This window comes from Streptomyces sp. NPDC026377, from assembly GCF_055567715.1.
This window is the reverse complement of the sequence record NZ_JBVHPV010000024.1, coordinates 30,890-47,434: the sequence shown is the minus strand read 5'-3', so window position 1 is coordinate 47,434 and position 16,545 is coordinate 30,890. Positions and strand designations below refer to the sequence as shown.

The window sequence follows — 16,545 nt, the reverse complement described above, 5'->3', positions numbered from 1 at the left end:
TCAGTAGCTCCAGGCCGGTACGGCGCCCATGCGGGCGAGGTCGTCGCTGTAGCCGGCGGCGGTCGCCGAGCAGCCGCCGCACATCGTCGGACCCTGTTGCTTGAAGAGATCCGCGTGGGTGCGAAAGACCGGGCTGTCGAGCATGACCCTGCCGTCGTCGGTGCGCAGCGCCGCGCCGCCGGGGCCCTCGTCCCCCTCCTTGTGCGGAAGGCAACTGCACGAGAACATCCGGCCGTTCTTGCCGTCCAGGTAGATCACGTCGTCGGTGACCAGACACAGCGGCTCCGAGGCCCGCGGCGGCAGGGACTCCTCGAAGAAGGCCTTCTGCTCCTCGGGTGTGTCGCCGTAGAAGCGCTTGCCGAGCGGTACGAGCGTGGTGGCCGGGTCGGCGGTGTAGATGGGCTCGCAGGCGGCGATGACCTCCGTGGCCGACGGATAGCGGATCTCACGGTCCAGCTTGATCGCGGACAGCTCCCACTGCTGGACGCCGAGGTCGGTCAGCACCCGCTGCAGCTCGGGCATCTGCGCGAAGTTGTGCGGTCCCACGACCGAGTTGACGCGCGGGATGATCCCCAGCTCCTTTGCCCGGCGCAGCCCTTCCAGGCCGTTGTCGAACATGCCGGGAGAGCGGCGGTAGACGTCATGGGTGGCAGCGGAGGAGCCGTCCAGGCTGACGATCACCTGGGCCAGCCCGGCGTCGGCGAGCCGGTCGACGAAGCGGGGAAGGAACATGCCGTTCGTGATCAGCGACATGCGCATGCCGTGCTCCGTGCCCATGCGCACCAGATCGACGACGTCCCGGTGCATCAGCGGCTCGCCGCCGGTGAAGCGGACGTAGCCCACCCCCTTCGCCACCGCCTCCGGCAGCAGCTCGGCGAAGTCCTCCGGGCTGAACCGGTAGGTGTCCCGGGACAGGGCGAACTCGCACATGAAGCAGTCGGCATTGCATGCCTCCAGCACACGGATGAACAGATACCGGTGTCGTTCCTGCATGATCGGTCAGCCTTTCAGGAAGGGAGGTCGGCGGGGCGGGGACCGGTGCCGCGGCGTGCCGCGGTGGCCAGCACGATGTCGGCGACTTGGGCCGCGCCGCCGGTGCCGACCAGCCGGGCCAGGGCGGTCCATTGGCCTTGCTGCCGCTCGACCGCGGTGAGGCAGGCGCCGATGCGCCCGGTCAGGGCCGCGCGGACGGGCGCGGGGGTGCGGGCGGCGCGCGCGATCCCGCCGTAGATCAGTTGCAGGGCAGCATCCTCGCCGGGTGATCCATCGCCGTCCGCGACGTCACCGGGTGCCGTGGCCAGGCGGGCGTCGAGCACCTCCTGGGCGCGGAACACCTCCTCGGGCCACTCGGTGACCGGCGCCTCGGTGGCCTGCGCGTAGAAGGAGGCGTTGAGGACCTGGCTGATGTTCTGCGGGGGCAGGCAGACCACGGGTACCCCGCGTGTGCTGGTCTCCAGCAGCGTGGTCAGACCGGGGGAGGTGAGCAGGACGTCGGCCTCGGCGATCTCGGTCAAAAAGCCCCGGTGGCCGAGGGCGCCGCTCCGTACGTCGAGGCCCGCCGGAACGGTGATGCCGTCGAACACCCCCTCGGGCACGTTGCCGCAGAGCGTGACCTGCCTGGCGCCCCACGCGGCGAGAGCGTCAAGCGCGGCCGGCACCGTCAGGGACAGGTAGTCGGAGGGATCGTCCAGCAGCGGTGACAGCAGGCCGCCCAGGCTGACCACCGCGCGGCGTTCGCCGGCCCGTCGCATCTCGCGTCCTGTCCGGACCGGCCCGGGGACGACCACCGACTCGACCCAGCGCAGATTCTCCACCCGGGCCAGCACGGGCCAGGCCGGACCCGGCAGCCCCGGAACCAGCTGCGCGCAGTAGGCGCTGGCGCGCAGCGGCAGGCTGTCCAGATCGTCCTTCGTCCACAGGAACGGCAGGCTGTCGACGAACACGACGGGGCAGCCGGCGTCTTCCAGCGCCACTGCGGCGGCCCGGTCCAGGACGCACACGGCGGCGTCCAGGGACTGCTCGTCCACCAGGGCGCGCAGCGACCGCGCATCCGTGAGGTCGACGTCGTGCCACTCCTCGACACCGTGGCCGCGCACGATCTCGCGGCCGAGCCGTGAGCCGAGCCCGACGAAGCGCACGCGGTCGTCGCCGAGCTCCGCCCGCAGCGCGTGCACGATCGCCCCGAGCTTTCCGGCACTGCCCCAGCCGAACTCGACGCCGCACAGGGCGACGGTCACGGCGGTGGCCGGCCGGCCGGGCCCGGCGGGCGCGGGGAGTGTGCGCAGGGCGGTCGTCATGCCGGCACCACCGTTTCCGCGGTGGCCGGCTGCGCCACGGGCGTGTCGGCGCGGTCCGTCGCGTGCCGGTGGTAGGCCAGGGCCGGGTCCAGCTCCGGTGCGCTCCACGGCCCCGGCCGGACGCCGAGACCGGCCGCCCAGTCCAGAGCGGTGCCGACCGCGCCGTCGAGGCAGTGCGCGGACCAGCTGCCGTCGAACGGCAGCCGCAGCACCGGGGAGATCTCGTCGAGTGCCGCAATCATCGGGCTGTAGGTGGTGCCGGGGTCGAGCAGCAGGGCGACGGGCTTGCGCAGCGCGGAGGCCCAGCCCAGTTCGAGCGCGACGCCCGTGGAGGGCGGGGTTCCCGGGTAGGCGAGCACCAGGTCGGCGCACTGCATCGCGCGGAAGTCGGAGGGGACGCACTCCTGCGGGGGCAGCCCCCACTCGCCCCACCCCTCGTTGTGGTGGGCGTTGAAGACTGCGTGCCCGGCGTCGAGAAGTGCCTCACGCAAGGCCGACAGCCGCTGCCGCCACTGCGCACGGACCACGCCGTCGGCCGGATCGATGAACTGCACGAACGGCGCGGCGAGAAAGACACGCAGGCCGCCGGTGAGGCCGTCGCCGGTGCGCCGGGCGGCCGCGGTGTGCGCCGCGGCAGCGGACGTGGGGGGCAGGGGAGTGGCGCCGCTCATGCCTGCTCTCCCGCCTCGGTCAGCCGGTCGTACTTCAGGGCGTTCCCGCGTGCCAGCTCCACCGGGTAACGCTGCTCGTTGAGGGCGAGCTTCTCGCGGGCGGCCGCGAGCAGGTCGATACCGGCCGAACGGGACAACCGCAGCAGGTAGTTGAGGATGTCGGCCAGCTCGTGGGCGAGCTCGCGGCGGAACTCGGGGTCCTCGAAGGGGCGTGCCGCGGCCTCCTCCGGGGTGAGCCACTGCAGAAGCGCCAGCAGCTCCCCGCTCTCGCCGCCGAGGGCCATCGCCAGGTTCTTGGGGTTCTGGAAGGCGTCCCAGCCGCGTGCCGCTACGAAGGAGTGCAGTTCGTCGGCGTACTGGTCCAGGTCACTCATGTGCGTCTCCGGTGCGGTGCGGCGATGCGGGCAGGGTCAGGCCCCATTGGACGATGCAGGTGTCGGGGTGGTACGCGGCCGGCATCAGGCCCTCCAGGGACCAGCCGCGGCTCTGCATGAGCGCGGTGATGGCGGGATCCGGCGGCTGGTGGGTGTAGAGCTTGCGACCGAGCCCGCGGTGCAGGTCGGGCAGCTGGTCCAGGAGCTGGGCCAGGACGGCTGGATGGTCCGCGCACAGCGGCATCAGCTTGACGGACAGGCCCTTCTTAGGGCCGGCGGCGGCCACTCCGCACACGGTGTCCGTGTCGTCCACCGCCACGTGGATGATCTTGAACTTCTGGTTGAGATCACCGTGGTGGCGCCGGTTGTGCCCGGCGATCAGCGCGTCCACCCAGTCCGCGTTCACCCCCCGGTACGCGGGCTGCATCGCGCGCAGCACGAGCTCACGCAGCCCGGGCGCGTCCTGTGGCCGGAACAGGCGGATGCGGGCGCCGCTCACGGCGCCGCCGTGGTCGTCCCCGGCGGACTCCGTGCGCAGGGTCAGGTCCTTGTAGAGCATGTGCTCGGTGCTGTCCGACTTGTACTGGCCGGGCGCGCCGCCCGCCAGCACGAAGCCGTGCCAGAGGAAGAAGTCGATCGCGGCGGTGTTGGCGGCGGCGACCGTGCAGTAGAGCTGCCGGGCGCCGGCCTCGCGGGCGAAGTCCTCCGCCGCGCGCAACAGGGTGGTGCCGAGTCTGGAGCGGCTGCGGTGTTCCGGCACGAGGATCAGCGGACTGATCTTCACGGTGCCCTGGCGCTTGACCACCAGATGCAGCACACCCAGCCGCTCGGCGTCGGGTGTGTCGTCCGCACACAGCACGAAGGTGCGCTGGGAGTGGGAGAAGTGGCCGAACGGGTCGCGTCCGGAGGCGAGGTGCGCATCGAGGACGCGATCGGCGTGCGCGGCGTGGTCACCGTCGTAGAACAGGCTGAGCGTGCTGGTGAAGAGGGACCTGAGGAAGTCTCGGTCGCCCTCGCGGGCCGCGCGGATGCGCGGGGAACCGGCCTGGGGCGGCTCAGCCGTGGGCATGGGCGTGTGTGTCAGGGCTGTCACCGTGTGATCACCTTGGTCTGGGTCTCTGGGCTGCTGTCGCTGTTCACGCCAGGTGCGGTCCGGCCGAAAGGACCCGCATGGCACGGGACTCGCGCATGTCCCGGCAGGCACGGTCCGCTTCAGCCGGCGGTCGGTGCCATGGGACTCCGCATCGTGGTCGCGGTCTGCCGCGGCAACACAGGCCCTGTCGGCACCGCGCGCCCGCTGGGTCGGGGCCGGGACATCCGGGACAGGGCCTCGGCATGACCGCGGCTCGTTGGTTCGTGGCAGGACGCTAGGCGCGGCCGGAGAAAGTTGTCAATCGTTTTCTAGAACCTTGTCAAGCTTTGGCAAGTGATCTAGGTTCGATTTGACCGAACGGCCGCATCGGCTCCGGGAACTACCGTTCCGGGCCGGTCCGGCCACACCTGCCAGCCTCCGGTGGGCCTACAGGCACCACCACAAACCTCCGGGGGGACCGTCATGAAGCACGCCCGTCTTCGCACCACCACCGCCATCCAGACAGCCGCCGTCCTCGCATTCGGGGCATTCGGGGCGGCAGCCGTCTGCTCAGGCGCCGGGGGCCCTACGGCCCGGGCCGCGCACATGAGGATCGACTGGCCGCTCCACGGCGCGCACGGCGTCCGCGCGCAGTCCTCCATGGCGGCCGTGGCGGACCGCATAGACTGGCCGTGACCCGCGGGCCGCGGGGTCCGCGGCGAAGGTCTGCGCCCCGTGCGGTACGGCGTCGCGGGAGCTGTCCGGGCGGGGCGTGCGCAGCCCGCCGTCCCCGCCGACCGGCCCGCTCCCGTCCGCCGGCCCGCCGTCCCCTCACCGCCAGGGTTGCCAAACATTGACAACCCTGTGCTCGCCACTGAAAATGGTCCCGTTCACCGGTGACCAACAGGCTCAGGGGTTGGCTAACAGGCTCAGGGATGGCTAAGTGCTCGAACAACCCGAGTTCGGACTGCTGTTGAAGACGCTCCGGCAGGAGCGGGGCCTGTCCCAGGCCGAGGTTGCCGAGGGGGGCATGTCCACCGCGTATCTGTCACGCCTGGAGTCCGGGTCCCGGCGCCCGACCACTATGGTGCTCGACCACCTCACCCGAAGACTTGGCGTGCCCGAGTCCGTCTTCCAAGGCATCCACACCTCGCTGCTGGCTCAGGCCCTGGCCTCCGCCAGTTCCTCGGACGATACCGACGACGCCATCCGCCTGCTCGGCGAGGCCGTCCAGGCGGACAGCGGCGAGGACCTCTCCCTGCGCTGGCTGTCCCTGTGGAAACTGGCCCAGCTGCACGCCACGCGGGGCGAGCGCCAGCACGAACTCGCCGCGGCACGCGAACTCACCGAACTCAGCGACCGCCTCCAGGTGCCCACCCTCCAGGTGCGCTCCCGCACGTTCCTCGCCCGCTGCCTGCGTGCCCTCGGTGGCATCGACGAGGCCCGCGACGTCGCCCAGAACGCCCTGCTTACCGCCGACAACGGGGCCGTCCCCGTGGCGGACACCCTCCGCGCCCAACTGGTGCTCGTCTCACTCAAGGCGGAGTCGGGCCTGATCACGGAGGCGCGCCGGCTCGCCGACCAGCTGCTGGAACCGATCGACGCCCTGCCCCCCGTACTGCGTGCCGAGGCCCTGTGGTCGGCCGCCAACGTGCGCATCCGCCAGGGCGACCACGCGGGCGCCGCCCAGCTGTTGCAGCGGGCCCTGGCCGAAGTGCCCAGCCACGACGACCTGATGCTGCGGCTGCGGCTGGCCGCCTCTTCCCTGTACCTGCAGATGATCCCGCGCCGGGTGACCGAGGCCCAGCAGTGGCTGACCGAGGCCGAACGCGCCCTGAGTCTCTTCGGAGGCCCGCTGCACCGCCAGGAGCTTCTCGTCATCAAAGCCCATCTCGCCTTCCACCAGCGGGATCTGGCGCAGGCCAAGAGGTTGTGCGAACAGCTCACGGACGCCCTGGCGCAGCTGACCTTCCGCGACCGGATCCGGCTTGAGGTCCTCGCCCAGCAGATCCGCATCCTGGAGGGCGACCGCGAGGCGGGCGTCCGCCGTATCGAGGAACTCGCCCAGGAGGCCCAGAGCGCCTCCAACGTCCACCTTGCCTCCGAGATCTGGCGCACGCTGGCCGAGACCCTGGCCTGGGCCTCGGAGAGGTAGGCCGCCCCCCGGCCATGTACACCGCCGCCGTCGGGTAGTTCCTCATCACCCCCGGCCCGCGACCGTCCCGATGCGGACTGATGGCTGCCTGCCCGGACCTCGTCACCTCGTCGCCTCCGTCGGGCGCGCAGCCATGGTGCACGCGGGCGTGCCCCCCCACACGCGGCATCCTGCTGAGGCCGGCAGGTGCCGGGACGGGGGTACTACGGGCACTGCGGGGCCCACTTCCGGGCGTTCCCTGATGAGCGCCGGCATGTACCGGCACTCCACCCTCGCCCCGCTGCGGGGCAACAGCGCCGTCGTCCAAGGGCCACCGTCGGCGCCGCCCTCCTCTCGGTGACAGATGGACACCGAGAGCAAGTTTTCGTCAAGCCACTGGCACTTTTAGGCACATCACAGGCAAGAGAAGTTGCCAAAGTGTTGACACCGTTTTGGCAACTACAGCAACATCATCTCAGGGGCCGAGGAACTCCCAGCTTGCCGCCCGGGGGCTCCTCACGGCTGAAGCGGAACTGTGGCAGGGCTCGACCGCTGCCGCTGGACCACAGGAGATACGGAGGAGGGTCTCGATTGTCAGCCCTTCATGCACATGTGGAGCGCCGGACGATGGCAGACGCTGATCAACGTGGCGCACCACCCCTGGACGGCCCGGGGCAGCCGGTCCCCAGGACCCTCGCCGACCACCTGGCGAAGTACGCGCTGATCACACCCGACGCGCCGGCCATCCAGCACGGCGATGCCGTGCTGACCTACGCCGAGCTGGACGAACAGGCGACGAGGCTGGCGATCCGTCTGCGAGACCTGGGCGTCGCGCATCAAGCGCGGGTCGCGGTGGAGATCCCGCGCTCGATCGACCACTTCGTGGCGCTCCTGGCAGTCTTCCGGGCGGGCGGGACCCACGTCCCGATCGATCCGGACCAGCCGGCCGAGCGCAGGCGGTCGATCGCCGAAGCCGCACAGGCCCACGTTCACATCGGCCGGGGCCTGAGCGTCGAACGCTTGCCGGCGACCGCGGCGGCGGCGCCCGGCACGGGTGATCTCGCCTACATCATCCACACTTCGGGTTCAACCGGTACGCCCAAGGGCGTGATGGTCGGCCACGAGGCGTTCCTCCACCACCTGACAAGGGTCCAGGACGTCTACGGCTGCAGCTCCCGCGACCGGATCCTGATGCTGGCAGGCCCGGTCTTCGATGTGTCACTGGAGCAGATCGGCCTCGCGGTCCTCAGCGGGGCCACGCTCGTCCTGCCCGACGCCGATTTCTGGATGCCGCAGGAGATCCCCGACAAGATCGCGGAGCTGGGCATCACGGTGGTCGACATCTCTCCGGCCTACTTCCGCGAGACGCTCGCCCATGTCGAACGCCGCGACCCTCGGCTGCGTACCCTGCGGCTGCTGAACATCGGCAATGACGTCATCCGCTACGGGGACCTCCAGGAGTGGTTCGCCAAGGACGTTCCGGCGGATGTCCTGTGCTGCTACGGGCCCACCGAGGGCACGGTCACCGCCACGGTGTACCCGGTCACTCCGGCGATGGCCGAGGGGAAGAACCCGTCGGTGCCGGTCCCGATCGGGTCGCCGCTCCCCGGAACCCGTGTCCATGTGCTGGACGAACAGCTGCACCCCGTCGAGGACGGTGCTGTCGGGGAACTGTTCATTTCCGGGCCGCGAGTCGCCGCCGGCTATCTGAACCGAGCCGAGGAGACCGCCGCCCGCTTCCTGCACGACCCGTTCGCGGGTGACTCCGGTACACGCATGTACCGGACCGGGGACATGGTCAGCAGGCGGTCGGACGGCGTTCTTGAGTTTCACGGCAGACGGGACGGCCAGGTCAAGATCCGTGGTTTCCGGGTCGAGCTCGGTGAGGTGGAGCACGCTCTGCGTACTCATCCGGGCGTCCGCGCGGCTCACGCCCAAGCGGAAAGGGACGGCGACGAGGTCGCGATCACGGCTTACGTCGTGGGAGAGGTGGATGTGCGGGAGCTCGCCGAGGACCTCCGCAAGCGGCTCCCCGACCACATGGTCCCGGCGAAGTGGGCCACACTCGACGCACTGCCGTTCACGCCCGGGGGCAAGGTCGACCGGGCGGCGCTGCCCGCTGCCGGGCGTATCGTCGCCGACCCGGAGGGGCCCCGGTCCTTCTCCCGCACCGAAGCCGAGCTCTCGGACATCTGGGAGTCGCTGCTGGGCACTGCCCCGGCCACGGGGAGAGATGACTTCTTCGGTCTTGGTGGCGATTCGCTGAAGATCGCACGCCTCAGCGCGCGCATCGGCGCGGTGTTCGGAGTCCGGGTGCCGCTGCGTCAGCTCATGCAGCACAGCCGTCTGTCGGATCTCACGGAGCTCGTGGAGGACCTCGTACGGCGCGACTCCGCCCGTTCCGCCGCCAAGGAGACCTTCAAGACGCGTTCCGCAGCGTTCGACGTGACGGTCTCGGTCAGCGATCCGGCATTTCTCGGGACACCGATCGGTCACCGCCGCACCTGGATGCTGGAACGGTCTCTCAGCGAATTCCAGTCGGATCTGGAGCATCTGGACCGGCTCGTCGCGTCGCAGATACGCGGCGTCGACCGACCCGTCATCAACGGGTCCTGGGACCGGAGCGGAGCTCGGTACACGCCCTCGCAGCTGGTCATCGAGGGGCAGGAGGTCATGCAGGACTGGGAGCGCCCGCTGATGCGGGCCATGGCGTCCCATGTCACCGAGAGCCGAGGGCACGTGCTGGAGGTGGGCTTCGGCATGGGAATCTCGGCCACCTTCATTCAGGAGTTCGGAGCAGCTTCCCACACGGTCATCGAGCCGAACGAAGACGTCATCGCCGCCTTCGAACGGTGGCGCGAAGGCTACCCGGACCGTGACATCCGGCTGGTTCGCGGGTTCTGGGACGACGTGATCGACCAGCTCGGACAGTTCGACGCGATTTTCTTCGACACCTATCCGACCAACGAGCGCGAGTATCGCGACACGGTCGTGCACAGCACCAACTACGCGGAGAACTTCTTCGAGGCGGCCGCCGCCCATCTTCGGACCGGAGGCGTCTTCTCCTACTACACCAACGAGATCGACACCGTCGGACGCTCCCACCAGCGCAGTCTGCTCAGGCATTTCTCCTCGTTCTCGGTGGAGGTGGTGCGCGATCTCGCGCCGCCGAGTGACTGCACCTACTGGTGGGCCGACTCGATGGTCGCCGTCAAAGCCGTTAAATGAGAGAGGCGGATACACGCATGCCCCCCAAGACGCTCGTGACCTATGTGCTGAGCGAGGAGGACAACGACGCGCTCGACGCTGTCATCCACGACATCGTGCGAGCTGGGCACGACCCGAGGTCCGGTGACCTGTACGACCTTGCGTGGCGGTACCTGGCCGGCGTCCCCGCGGGTCTGCGCGAGGCACTGAGCGGTTTCCGCAACGCGGAGACCGGTAGCGCGTTCGCGATCCGGGGCTTCCGCCTGGACCCGGACGCGATCGAGCCGACCCCGGTGAGCTGGGCCGAACCCGACTCGTTGCGGAGAGAGGAACTCTTCCTCGCGCTTACCGGTATGTGCCTCGGCGAGGTCTACGGCTGGTCGACCCTCCAGAACGGCAGTCTGATACAGAACGTCCTGCCCCTGCCGGGCATCGAGCAGGAGCAGAGCGGCCACAGCAGTGACGTCCTTCTGGGGTGGCACACCGAGGACGCGTTCCATCCCTATCGGTGCGACTACGTCGGCCTGCTCGGCATTCGCAACCTCGACCGGGTCCCCACGACGGTCGCCTCGATCCGGGACATCGAGCTCAGCGAAGATGCCAAGAAGATCCTCTCCGAGCCCCGTTACGTGATCTATCCCGACACCGAGCATCTGGGTCAGACCCCCGACGACGGGACCCACTTCGGACTGTCGGAGATCCAGAAGCTGCGGGACAACCCGGAGCCCGTGGCCGTCCTCTTCGGCCACCCGGACGAGCCTTACCTGAGGCTCGACCCCTTCTACATGTCGACCTTCGGGACCGACCCCGAGGCCGAGGAGGCGCTCAAGGAGATCTGCGAGAAGCTCAGGATCTCCGAGTACGACGTTGTTCTCGAGCCGGGCGACATCGTCTACGTCGACAACTTCACCGCGGTACACGGCCGACGTCCCTTCCGCGCGCGGTACGACGGACGTGACCGCTGGCTCAAGAAGCTCACGGTGACACGGAACCTTCGCCCTTCGCGTGGTCTGCGCCGCTCGTCCTCCTGCCGAGTGATCGGCTGACGCGGGGGGATCTGCGCTGCGAGCGGGTGCGGGAAACGAGGCGTCCGCGCCACGGGCCGACTTCTGTCAGCCGCCGGACGCACGGCACGTGCCCGGCCTGGGCCAACGCCATGCAAGTCCGGCATCCCGTCCTGCCCGCGACGAGGCCGGCGGCATGTCCCATGTCCGCCGCGTCATTGAGGACTGCGCCCGGGCCATGGGCGCAGTCCACCCAGAAGGCGCCACGGCCGGCACCAAGGGTTCGCGGGAGTCGGCGGCTTCCCCACTCCTGGCGAGAAACCTCGCGGTCGGGGAGGCGGTGTGCGCCATCCGGCCACAGCGGCTGTGACGACTGATGGAGACCAGCGCCGACCCTCGAACGCAACCACGCGCCCCTGTGGGCTCGCACCGGGTGAGCCGTTCGAAGAACAGATCCACTTCAGCGGCCCCGTCCGCTCCGTCCCTTCCGGAAGAGAAGTCATGCGTCCCTGTCTCCTGCTCGTCGATGGCCGGCCGGGCACCTTCACCGATCACGTCCTGAGCCGAGACGATCTCGACCTCGTGCTCTTGAGGTTCGGAGAACACCTCTCCTCACTGCCCGCTGACCACCTGCTGCGCACGGCGGACATCCCCACGTTCACGATCGCCGCCGACGCCGACATCCGGCGTGAGGCTGAGCGCTACCTCACCTGGGTGGCGGGGCTCCCGGCACGACCGGCCCACTTCTGCAACCCGCAGGAGCCCCTCCAGGAGATCTCCCAGCGGTTCGCCGGCCTCGTCGGCCTGCCGCACCTCGACGCCGAGCAGGTCGCCTGGGTCCGGGACAAGACCGCGATGAAGCGGCGGTTCCGGGAAATCGGCGTCCCCTGTGCGGAGTTCTCCGAGGTCGCGAATGGCGAGGAAGTCCTCGGCTTCGCCGCCGCGCACGGATGGCCACTCATCCTCAAGCCGGTTGACGGCTGGTCATCCATCGATACCTACAAGCTCAACGACGAGCACGATCTCGCGAGGCTCCTTCCACTGCCTCCCTCACGGCGGTGGATGGTGGAGGAGTTCCTCACGGGACGCGAGTACCAGTTGTGCGCTCTCGTCGCTCACGGACGGGTCCTGGACACCTACGTCTCGTGGACGCCGTGCGCGCTGCTGGAAACCATCTACGGCGGCATCAACGGCTCCATCAGTCTCGGCGTCGACAACGAACTGGGCATCGACGAGAAGGGGTTGGTTCAGCGCATCGTCGACGGTATGCGCATCGACCACGGCTACCTGCACATGGAGTTCTTTCGGTCGGACGACGGCGGCATCCACATGAGCGAGGTGGGAGCCAGGCTCGCCGGCTGCGAGCTGCCCTCCAACCATGGGTTCGCCCGGAACTTCGACATGATGGCTGCGACACTCGACACCTACCTGGGCCGCGTGCCCTCACTGGAATACTCGACGCCGTGCTGTGCCGGAGACCTGTTGCTCCCCTACAAGTCCGGCCGCGTCGTCAAGGTCACGCCCCTGGAGACGCTGCTCTCCATGCCGGGGGTGGTTCGCGGCCGGATGAACATCGCGATCGGCGACGACCTGCCGGATCAGCGGGCCTCCCACGCATCCGCCGGTTACGTGCAGATCGTCGGTCCGTCACGTCAGATCGTGGAGGACCGGATGAACGGGGTCCTGGACGCCTTCGAACTGGTGACGGAGGACGTGTCCTGAAGGCCTGCGCCCATGGCCGTCCCTTCGCGGGACCGAAGATCAGGACCGCGAGGTTCTGACCGTTTGCCGGGCGTCTTTCCCCCTCCTGGAGTCACTCGGGACCGTGCTGTCCGTGACGGCCAAGGGGGGTCCTACGCGCTCGCCGGGCCGACGCCGGCCGTTTATGCAAGGGATGGTGGGAAGTTGAAAACTCGTCGCGCTCCGCGGACCTCGTCCGAGACCTGGCTCCGCTGCCCGAGGCCCCTACCCGGTGCCCAGGCGCGGCTCGTCTGTTTCGCGCACGCGGGCGGCTCTGCCGCGGCCTTCCGCTCCTGGAGCATGGGACCCGACGTCGAGGTGGTCGGTGTCCAGTATCCGGGTCGGGCCGATCGTTTCGGAGAACCGTTTCCCGAGAGTCTGGAACGGCTCGGCCGCGAAGTCGGCGAAGCGATCGCCACGCTGGACGAGCGCCCGACGGCTCTGTTCGGTCACAGCATGGGCGCTCTGGTTGCCTACGAGGTGGCTCGTTGTCTTGAGGACATCGGCCAGGCACCCGTCCATCTGTTCGCCTCGGCGTGCCGTTCGCCGCGGATCGCCGAAAGCAGACCACCTGTCGCAGGGCTGGACGACGCGACCCTCGCCGCGGAACTGATGAAGATGGGAGGCACCGATGCTCTGGTCCTGGAGGACCTGGAGCTGCGCGATCTGATCCTGCCCTATACCCGCGCGGACTTCACCCTGCTTGAGGCTTACGCGCCATCGGCGCACCCACTCGCAAAAACACCGGTCCTGGCACTCAACGCAGTTGCTGACCCTTACGCGACCGTCACGGAGATGGCCGGATGGTCGCAGGCCACGCAGGCCGGGTTCCGGATGGAGAGGTTCGCCGGAGACCACTTCTATCTGGTTCCCAGGCAGGAGGAGGTGCTCGCCATGCTCCGCGCCGCCCTGGGGGTGTAGGAGGGCCGGGGCGCAGCGGCAAGGGGATCCCAGCAGGGGCAGCTTGCCGTTCTCCTGAGTGCCTGTGTCTGAGGCCGACACGACAAGACATCCGAAGAATCGTCGAGGTCAGAAGCCTGGACCTCGGCTGTACCCCCGGGCGTAGATCGGGTGGGGGTGGCCGTTGTGGCCGTTACGGTCTTCGTCAAGGGGTCCGTCGGGTCGGCAGAGAGGCAGGGGGGCAATGGTGGGGGCACGCATCGCAGTCTCGGCGGTGTATTGCTCTCCCCGCTGCCGCAAACGGGCCTGATCCGCGGGTAAGGCAGTGCCGGACAAGAGCCGAGTTCGTTACGGCCTGTTCGAGTAGCGGGGCCGTGACTCTCACGACCACCCGGGCACATACGGCCTCACCGTAGATCGCGTGCGCGGTCCTGCTGCTCGTGGTGGGGCGGTCGCGTAGGCGCCGGACGGATGCCTTCGACGGATATGGAGCAGGCCGGCGGCACGGCGGATCAGATGGGCTCTCCGACGAACCGCAGCCACAGCCCGCGGATCAGGGCGCCCGCCACGAGGGCGGCGATGACGGGGCCCGCGAGGAAGATGGTCAGGCCCGCGCCGATGTTGGCGCCGATCACTCCCGCGGTGACAATGCGCCAGCCCACACCGAGCAGCATCCCCGCGACAAGCAGCGGCAGGACGACCCGCCACCAACGCGGGTCGAACCGCCCGCGCCGGGAGGCGTGGAGCAGAAACACCGCCGAACCGACGGCCAGCAGCAGCGAGATCACGCCCAGCACCGTTTCCTGCCCCGGTCCGAGGGGGAGAGGCCGGACGGCATAGTCGAGCTCAACCGGCGGAATACCGTCCACGCCCTGCTGCCCCATCAGCCACCAGGCGACGACGGGCACAGCCGCGACCAGACCGGCAGCGGCGGCGGCAACCGAGGCACCCCGGGGAGAGCGGGCACGTACCGAAGTGGTGGGCATGATGCCATCGTGGCTGGGCACCCGCCGGGAGGCATGAGTGCGAATACTCATTTCGTCGACGGTCACCCAGGATCCAGCAGCCCGGCCGACGCGCGTAGCGCGCTGGCCGGAAGCCGCTGACTCCTGACGGTCCGGACAGCTCCGGTCCGGGCGTCGGTTCAGATGAGGGTGTTGTACGTGTTCCAGCCGGCGCCGATCTCCAGGCGCGGTCCGAACGGCGCGTCGGCCTTGCCCGTGGCGAAGTAGATCCAGAGCCTGCCTTCGCGGTCACGGGCCAGCAGGCTGCCCGCGCGGCCGTGCCCGGACAGGTCTCCGGGCGTGGTGAGGGCGGTGTAGGTGTTCCAGCCGCCGCCGATGCGGGTGCGGTCGGCGAAGGGGGTGGTGGGCCGGCCGGTTCCCCGGTAGAGCCAGAGCACACCGTTGTGGTCGCGGGCGACCAGATCGGGGCGTCCGTCGCCCGTCAGGTCTGTGCCGCCCGTGATCACGGTGTAGGTGTTCCAGCCACCACCGACGCGGCTGCGGGAGGCGAAGGGGGCGCTCGGGTTGCCGGTGCCCTTGTACAGCCAGAGCGTGCCGGCCCGGTCGCGGGCGAGGAGGTCCGGCCTGCCGTCCCCGGTCACATCGCCCGCGCCGAGAAGGGTGCCGTAGATCTGCCAGCCGCCCCCGACCCGGCTGCGGGACAGGAACGGGGCGTTGCCGTCGCCGCTGCCCGTGTAGTACCAGAGCACGCCGGAGCGGTCGCGGGCGACGAGATCGCCGTTGCCCTGGACGCCGAAGGTGGAGACCTTGGTCAGCAGGTCGTACGCCTGCCAGCCGCCTCCGATGCGGGTGCGGGGGGTGTAGTACTGGCCGGCGTAGTCCGGGGATTCGCTCTCCTTGTACTGCCACAGGACACCGGCGGCGTCCCTGCCGTAGAAGGAGTGCCTGGCGTAGGCGGGGGTCCAGTCGTGTTCGAAGTGGACCTCCTGGTTCTGCCTGAGCACCTCTCTGCCGTCGTTGGCGAACGTGGAGAAAGCCCCGTTCAGGAAGCCCGTTGGAAGTTCCCAGGAGGTGAACAGGCGCAGGTCCTCTGTGGCCTCGACCGGCTTGTCGGCTCCCCACGAGTGGGCGGGAAGGTCGAGGACAGCGGCGCCGCTCGTATCGATCGTCCACGGGGCGGGCTCGTAAGGGGAACCGCCCGCCGAGTACTCCACACGCACGCCCTTGGCCAGCTGCGAGGCGGTGTAGCCGGCAGCCGCCAGCTGTCGCGAGGTGAAACGCAGCTGGGTGTGGGTTGTCGCAGGGGGCGAAGACATGGCCCCCATGCGCGTGGTGAGTCGCATATGGACGGGCTGGGGATAACCGGCGCTGACGACGACAGTCGCGTTGGAGCCGCTACCGTGCCTCGGGGATTCCCAACTGCTCGAGAACGACGGCGTTGACAGGCGCATCCCTATCGGGCCCTGTTCGTAGGCGTTGTCGAGGAACTGTCCGCTGGCACCGTCCACGAGGCGGCCGTACATGGTGACGTCGCTGTCGACACCGTACTCGGCGACCACGTGAAGACGAGTCACGCCTTCGGCCAGAGGCGCTCCGGGAATACCGTCGTGGTCGCTGTCGGCCGCGCCGATCTCGAAGACCTTCCTCGACGAGTCCGAGGGGTCGTCATGGGACGGCACGTCGGTACCGGTGTCGTCCGTGATGCGTATGTGCTCCAGTCCGGTGCCGTGCAGATCCAGCCGGATGTAGGTGTCGCCGACGGGAGGGTCGGTGACAGCGAGGTCAGCCTCCCCCGGGGTGCCGTTGACATAGATGGTGCTGGGGGTGCTGAGATCCAGCCCGGGGACGGAGGCGTCGGAGCCGGCAGCTGTGGCCGTCTGTACGGGGACCGTACCGATTACTGCACTCAGTGCGGCGATCGCGAGGGCTGCGCGGTGATGGTGGCTTGTGCGCACGGGGGGAGGCCTTCCAGGGCTTGTCGATGGCTGGCTTTGTCGCAGGTCGGGTGTTGGGGCGAGTGCCCGGCCCCTGGGCCGGGCACCCTGCGGCCCAGCTAGGCAAGGTCGCGGAAGGTGGCGAATCCGCCGTCGTTGGGCCAGAGGCGTTGGGCGGAGCCGAGGTGGCCGTTGCCGTCGCCTGCCCACCAGTAGAGGTTGCCGGAGCCGGAGATGGCGGCGAGGT

Annotated in this window: 13 protein-coding genes; 6 read left to right on the top strand and 7 right to left on the bottom strand. The window is 69.4% G+C overall.

The window, feature by feature from the left end:
* From blsE to ACZ4MU_RS32440, 5 genes are read right to left on the bottom strand one after another with little or no spacing between them, the layout of a single operon-like run.
* Complete coding sequence (blsE, locus tag ACZ4MU_RS32460) at positions 1-993, bottom strand: cytosylglucuronate decarboxylase (RefSeq protein ID WP_467883125.1); 993 nt, start codon at positions 991-993, stop codon at positions 1-3.
* A 14-nt stretch (positions 994-1,007) separates the two neighbouring features.
* Positions 1,008-2,297, bottom strand: a complete 1,290-nt coding sequence (locus ACZ4MU_RS32455) for a hydroxymethylcytosylglucuronate/cytosylglucuronate synthase (protein ID WP_467883124.1) — start codon at positions 2,295-2,297, stop codon at positions 1,008-1,010.
* Positions 2,294-2,968: a nucleoside 2-deoxyribosyltransferase gene (locus ACZ4MU_RS32450; RefSeq protein ID WP_467883123.1), complete on the bottom strand. Its 675-nt coding sequence runs from the start codon at positions 2,966-2,968 to the stop codon at positions 2,294-2,296. The genes ACZ4MU_RS32455 and ACZ4MU_RS32450 overlap by 4 nt, the downstream gene beginning before the upstream one ends.
* Positions 2,965-3,342, bottom strand: coding sequence for a nucleotide pyrophosphohydrolase (locus ACZ4MU_RS32445; RefSeq protein WP_147995943.1), 378 nt, complete (start codon positions 3,340-3,342; stop codon positions 2,965-2,967). The genes ACZ4MU_RS32450 and ACZ4MU_RS32445 overlap by 4 nt, the downstream gene beginning before the upstream one ends.
* On the bottom strand, positions 3,335-4,411 hold the full coding sequence (locus ACZ4MU_RS32440; RefSeq protein WP_467883122.1) for a GNAT family N-acetyltransferase: 1,077 nt from the start codon (positions 4,409-4,411) through the stop codon (positions 3,335-3,337). Before ACZ4MU_RS32440 ends, ACZ4MU_RS32445 begins: the two co-directional genes overlap by 8 nt.
* Before the next feature lie 486 nt (positions 4,412-4,897).
* Here ACZ4MU_RS32440 and ACZ4MU_RS32435 point away from each other — a divergent pair, with 486 nt between their 5' ends.
* The 6 genes from ACZ4MU_RS32435 to ACZ4MU_RS32410 all read left to right on the top strand — a co-directional run bounded on the left by ACZ4MU_RS32435 (position 4,898) and on the right by ACZ4MU_RS32410 (position 13,420).
* The gene (locus ACZ4MU_RS32435) at positions 4,898-5,110 is read left to right on the top strand and encodes a hypothetical protein (protein WP_467883121.1); all 213 of its coding nucleotides are present in this window, start codon (positions 4,898-4,900) and stop codon (positions 5,108-5,110) included.
* A 247-nt stretch (positions 5,111-5,357) separates the two neighbouring features.
* Positions 5,358-6,569 carry a helix-turn-helix domain-containing protein gene (locus ACZ4MU_RS32430; RefSeq protein WP_467883120.1) on the top strand — a complete coding sequence of 404 codons (1,212 nt, stop codon included), beginning with the start codon at positions 5,358-5,360 and terminating at the stop codon, positions 6,567-6,569.
* A gap of 606 nt (positions 6,570-7,175) precedes the next feature.
* The gene (locus tag ACZ4MU_RS32425) at positions 7,176-9,776 is read left to right on the top strand and encodes an amino acid adenylation domain-containing protein (protein ID WP_467883119.1); all 2,601 of its coding nucleotides are present in this window, start codon (positions 7,176-7,178) and stop codon (positions 9,774-9,776) included.
* A gap of 17 nt (positions 9,777-9,793) precedes the next feature.
* Positions 9,794-10,801: a guanitoxin biosynthesis L-enduracididine beta-hydroxylase GntD gene (gntD, locus tag ACZ4MU_RS32420; protein WP_467883118.1), complete on the top strand. Its 1,008-nt coding sequence runs from the start codon at positions 9,794-9,796 to the stop codon at positions 10,799-10,801.
* Between the two features lie 459 nt (positions 10,802-11,260).
* Positions 11,261-12,481: an ATP-grasp domain-containing protein gene (locus ACZ4MU_RS32415; RefSeq protein WP_467883117.1), complete on the top strand. Its 1,221-nt coding sequence runs from the start codon at positions 11,261-11,263 to the stop codon at positions 12,479-12,481.
* Between the two features lie 12 nt (positions 12,482-12,493).
* Complete coding sequence (locus ACZ4MU_RS32410) at positions 12,494-13,420, top strand: thioesterase II family protein (RefSeq protein WP_467883116.1); 927 nt, start codon at positions 12,494-12,496, stop codon at positions 13,418-13,420.
* 491 nt (positions 13,421-13,911) lie between these two features.
* Here ACZ4MU_RS32410 and ACZ4MU_RS32405 read toward each other — a convergent pair whose 3' ends face one another.
* The gene (locus ACZ4MU_RS32405) at positions 13,912-14,385 is read right to left on the bottom strand and encodes a hypothetical protein (RefSeq protein WP_467883115.1); all 474 of its coding nucleotides are present in this window, start codon (positions 14,383-14,385) and stop codon (positions 13,912-13,914) included.
* Positions 14,386-14,543: 158 nt separating this feature from the next.
* Entirely contained in the window at positions 14,544-16,319 is a 1,776-nt protein-coding gene (locus ACZ4MU_RS32400; RefSeq protein WP_467883114.1) for an FG-GAP repeat domain-containing protein, read from the bottom strand.
* Between the last annotated feature and the right edge of the window lie 226 nt (positions 16,320-16,545).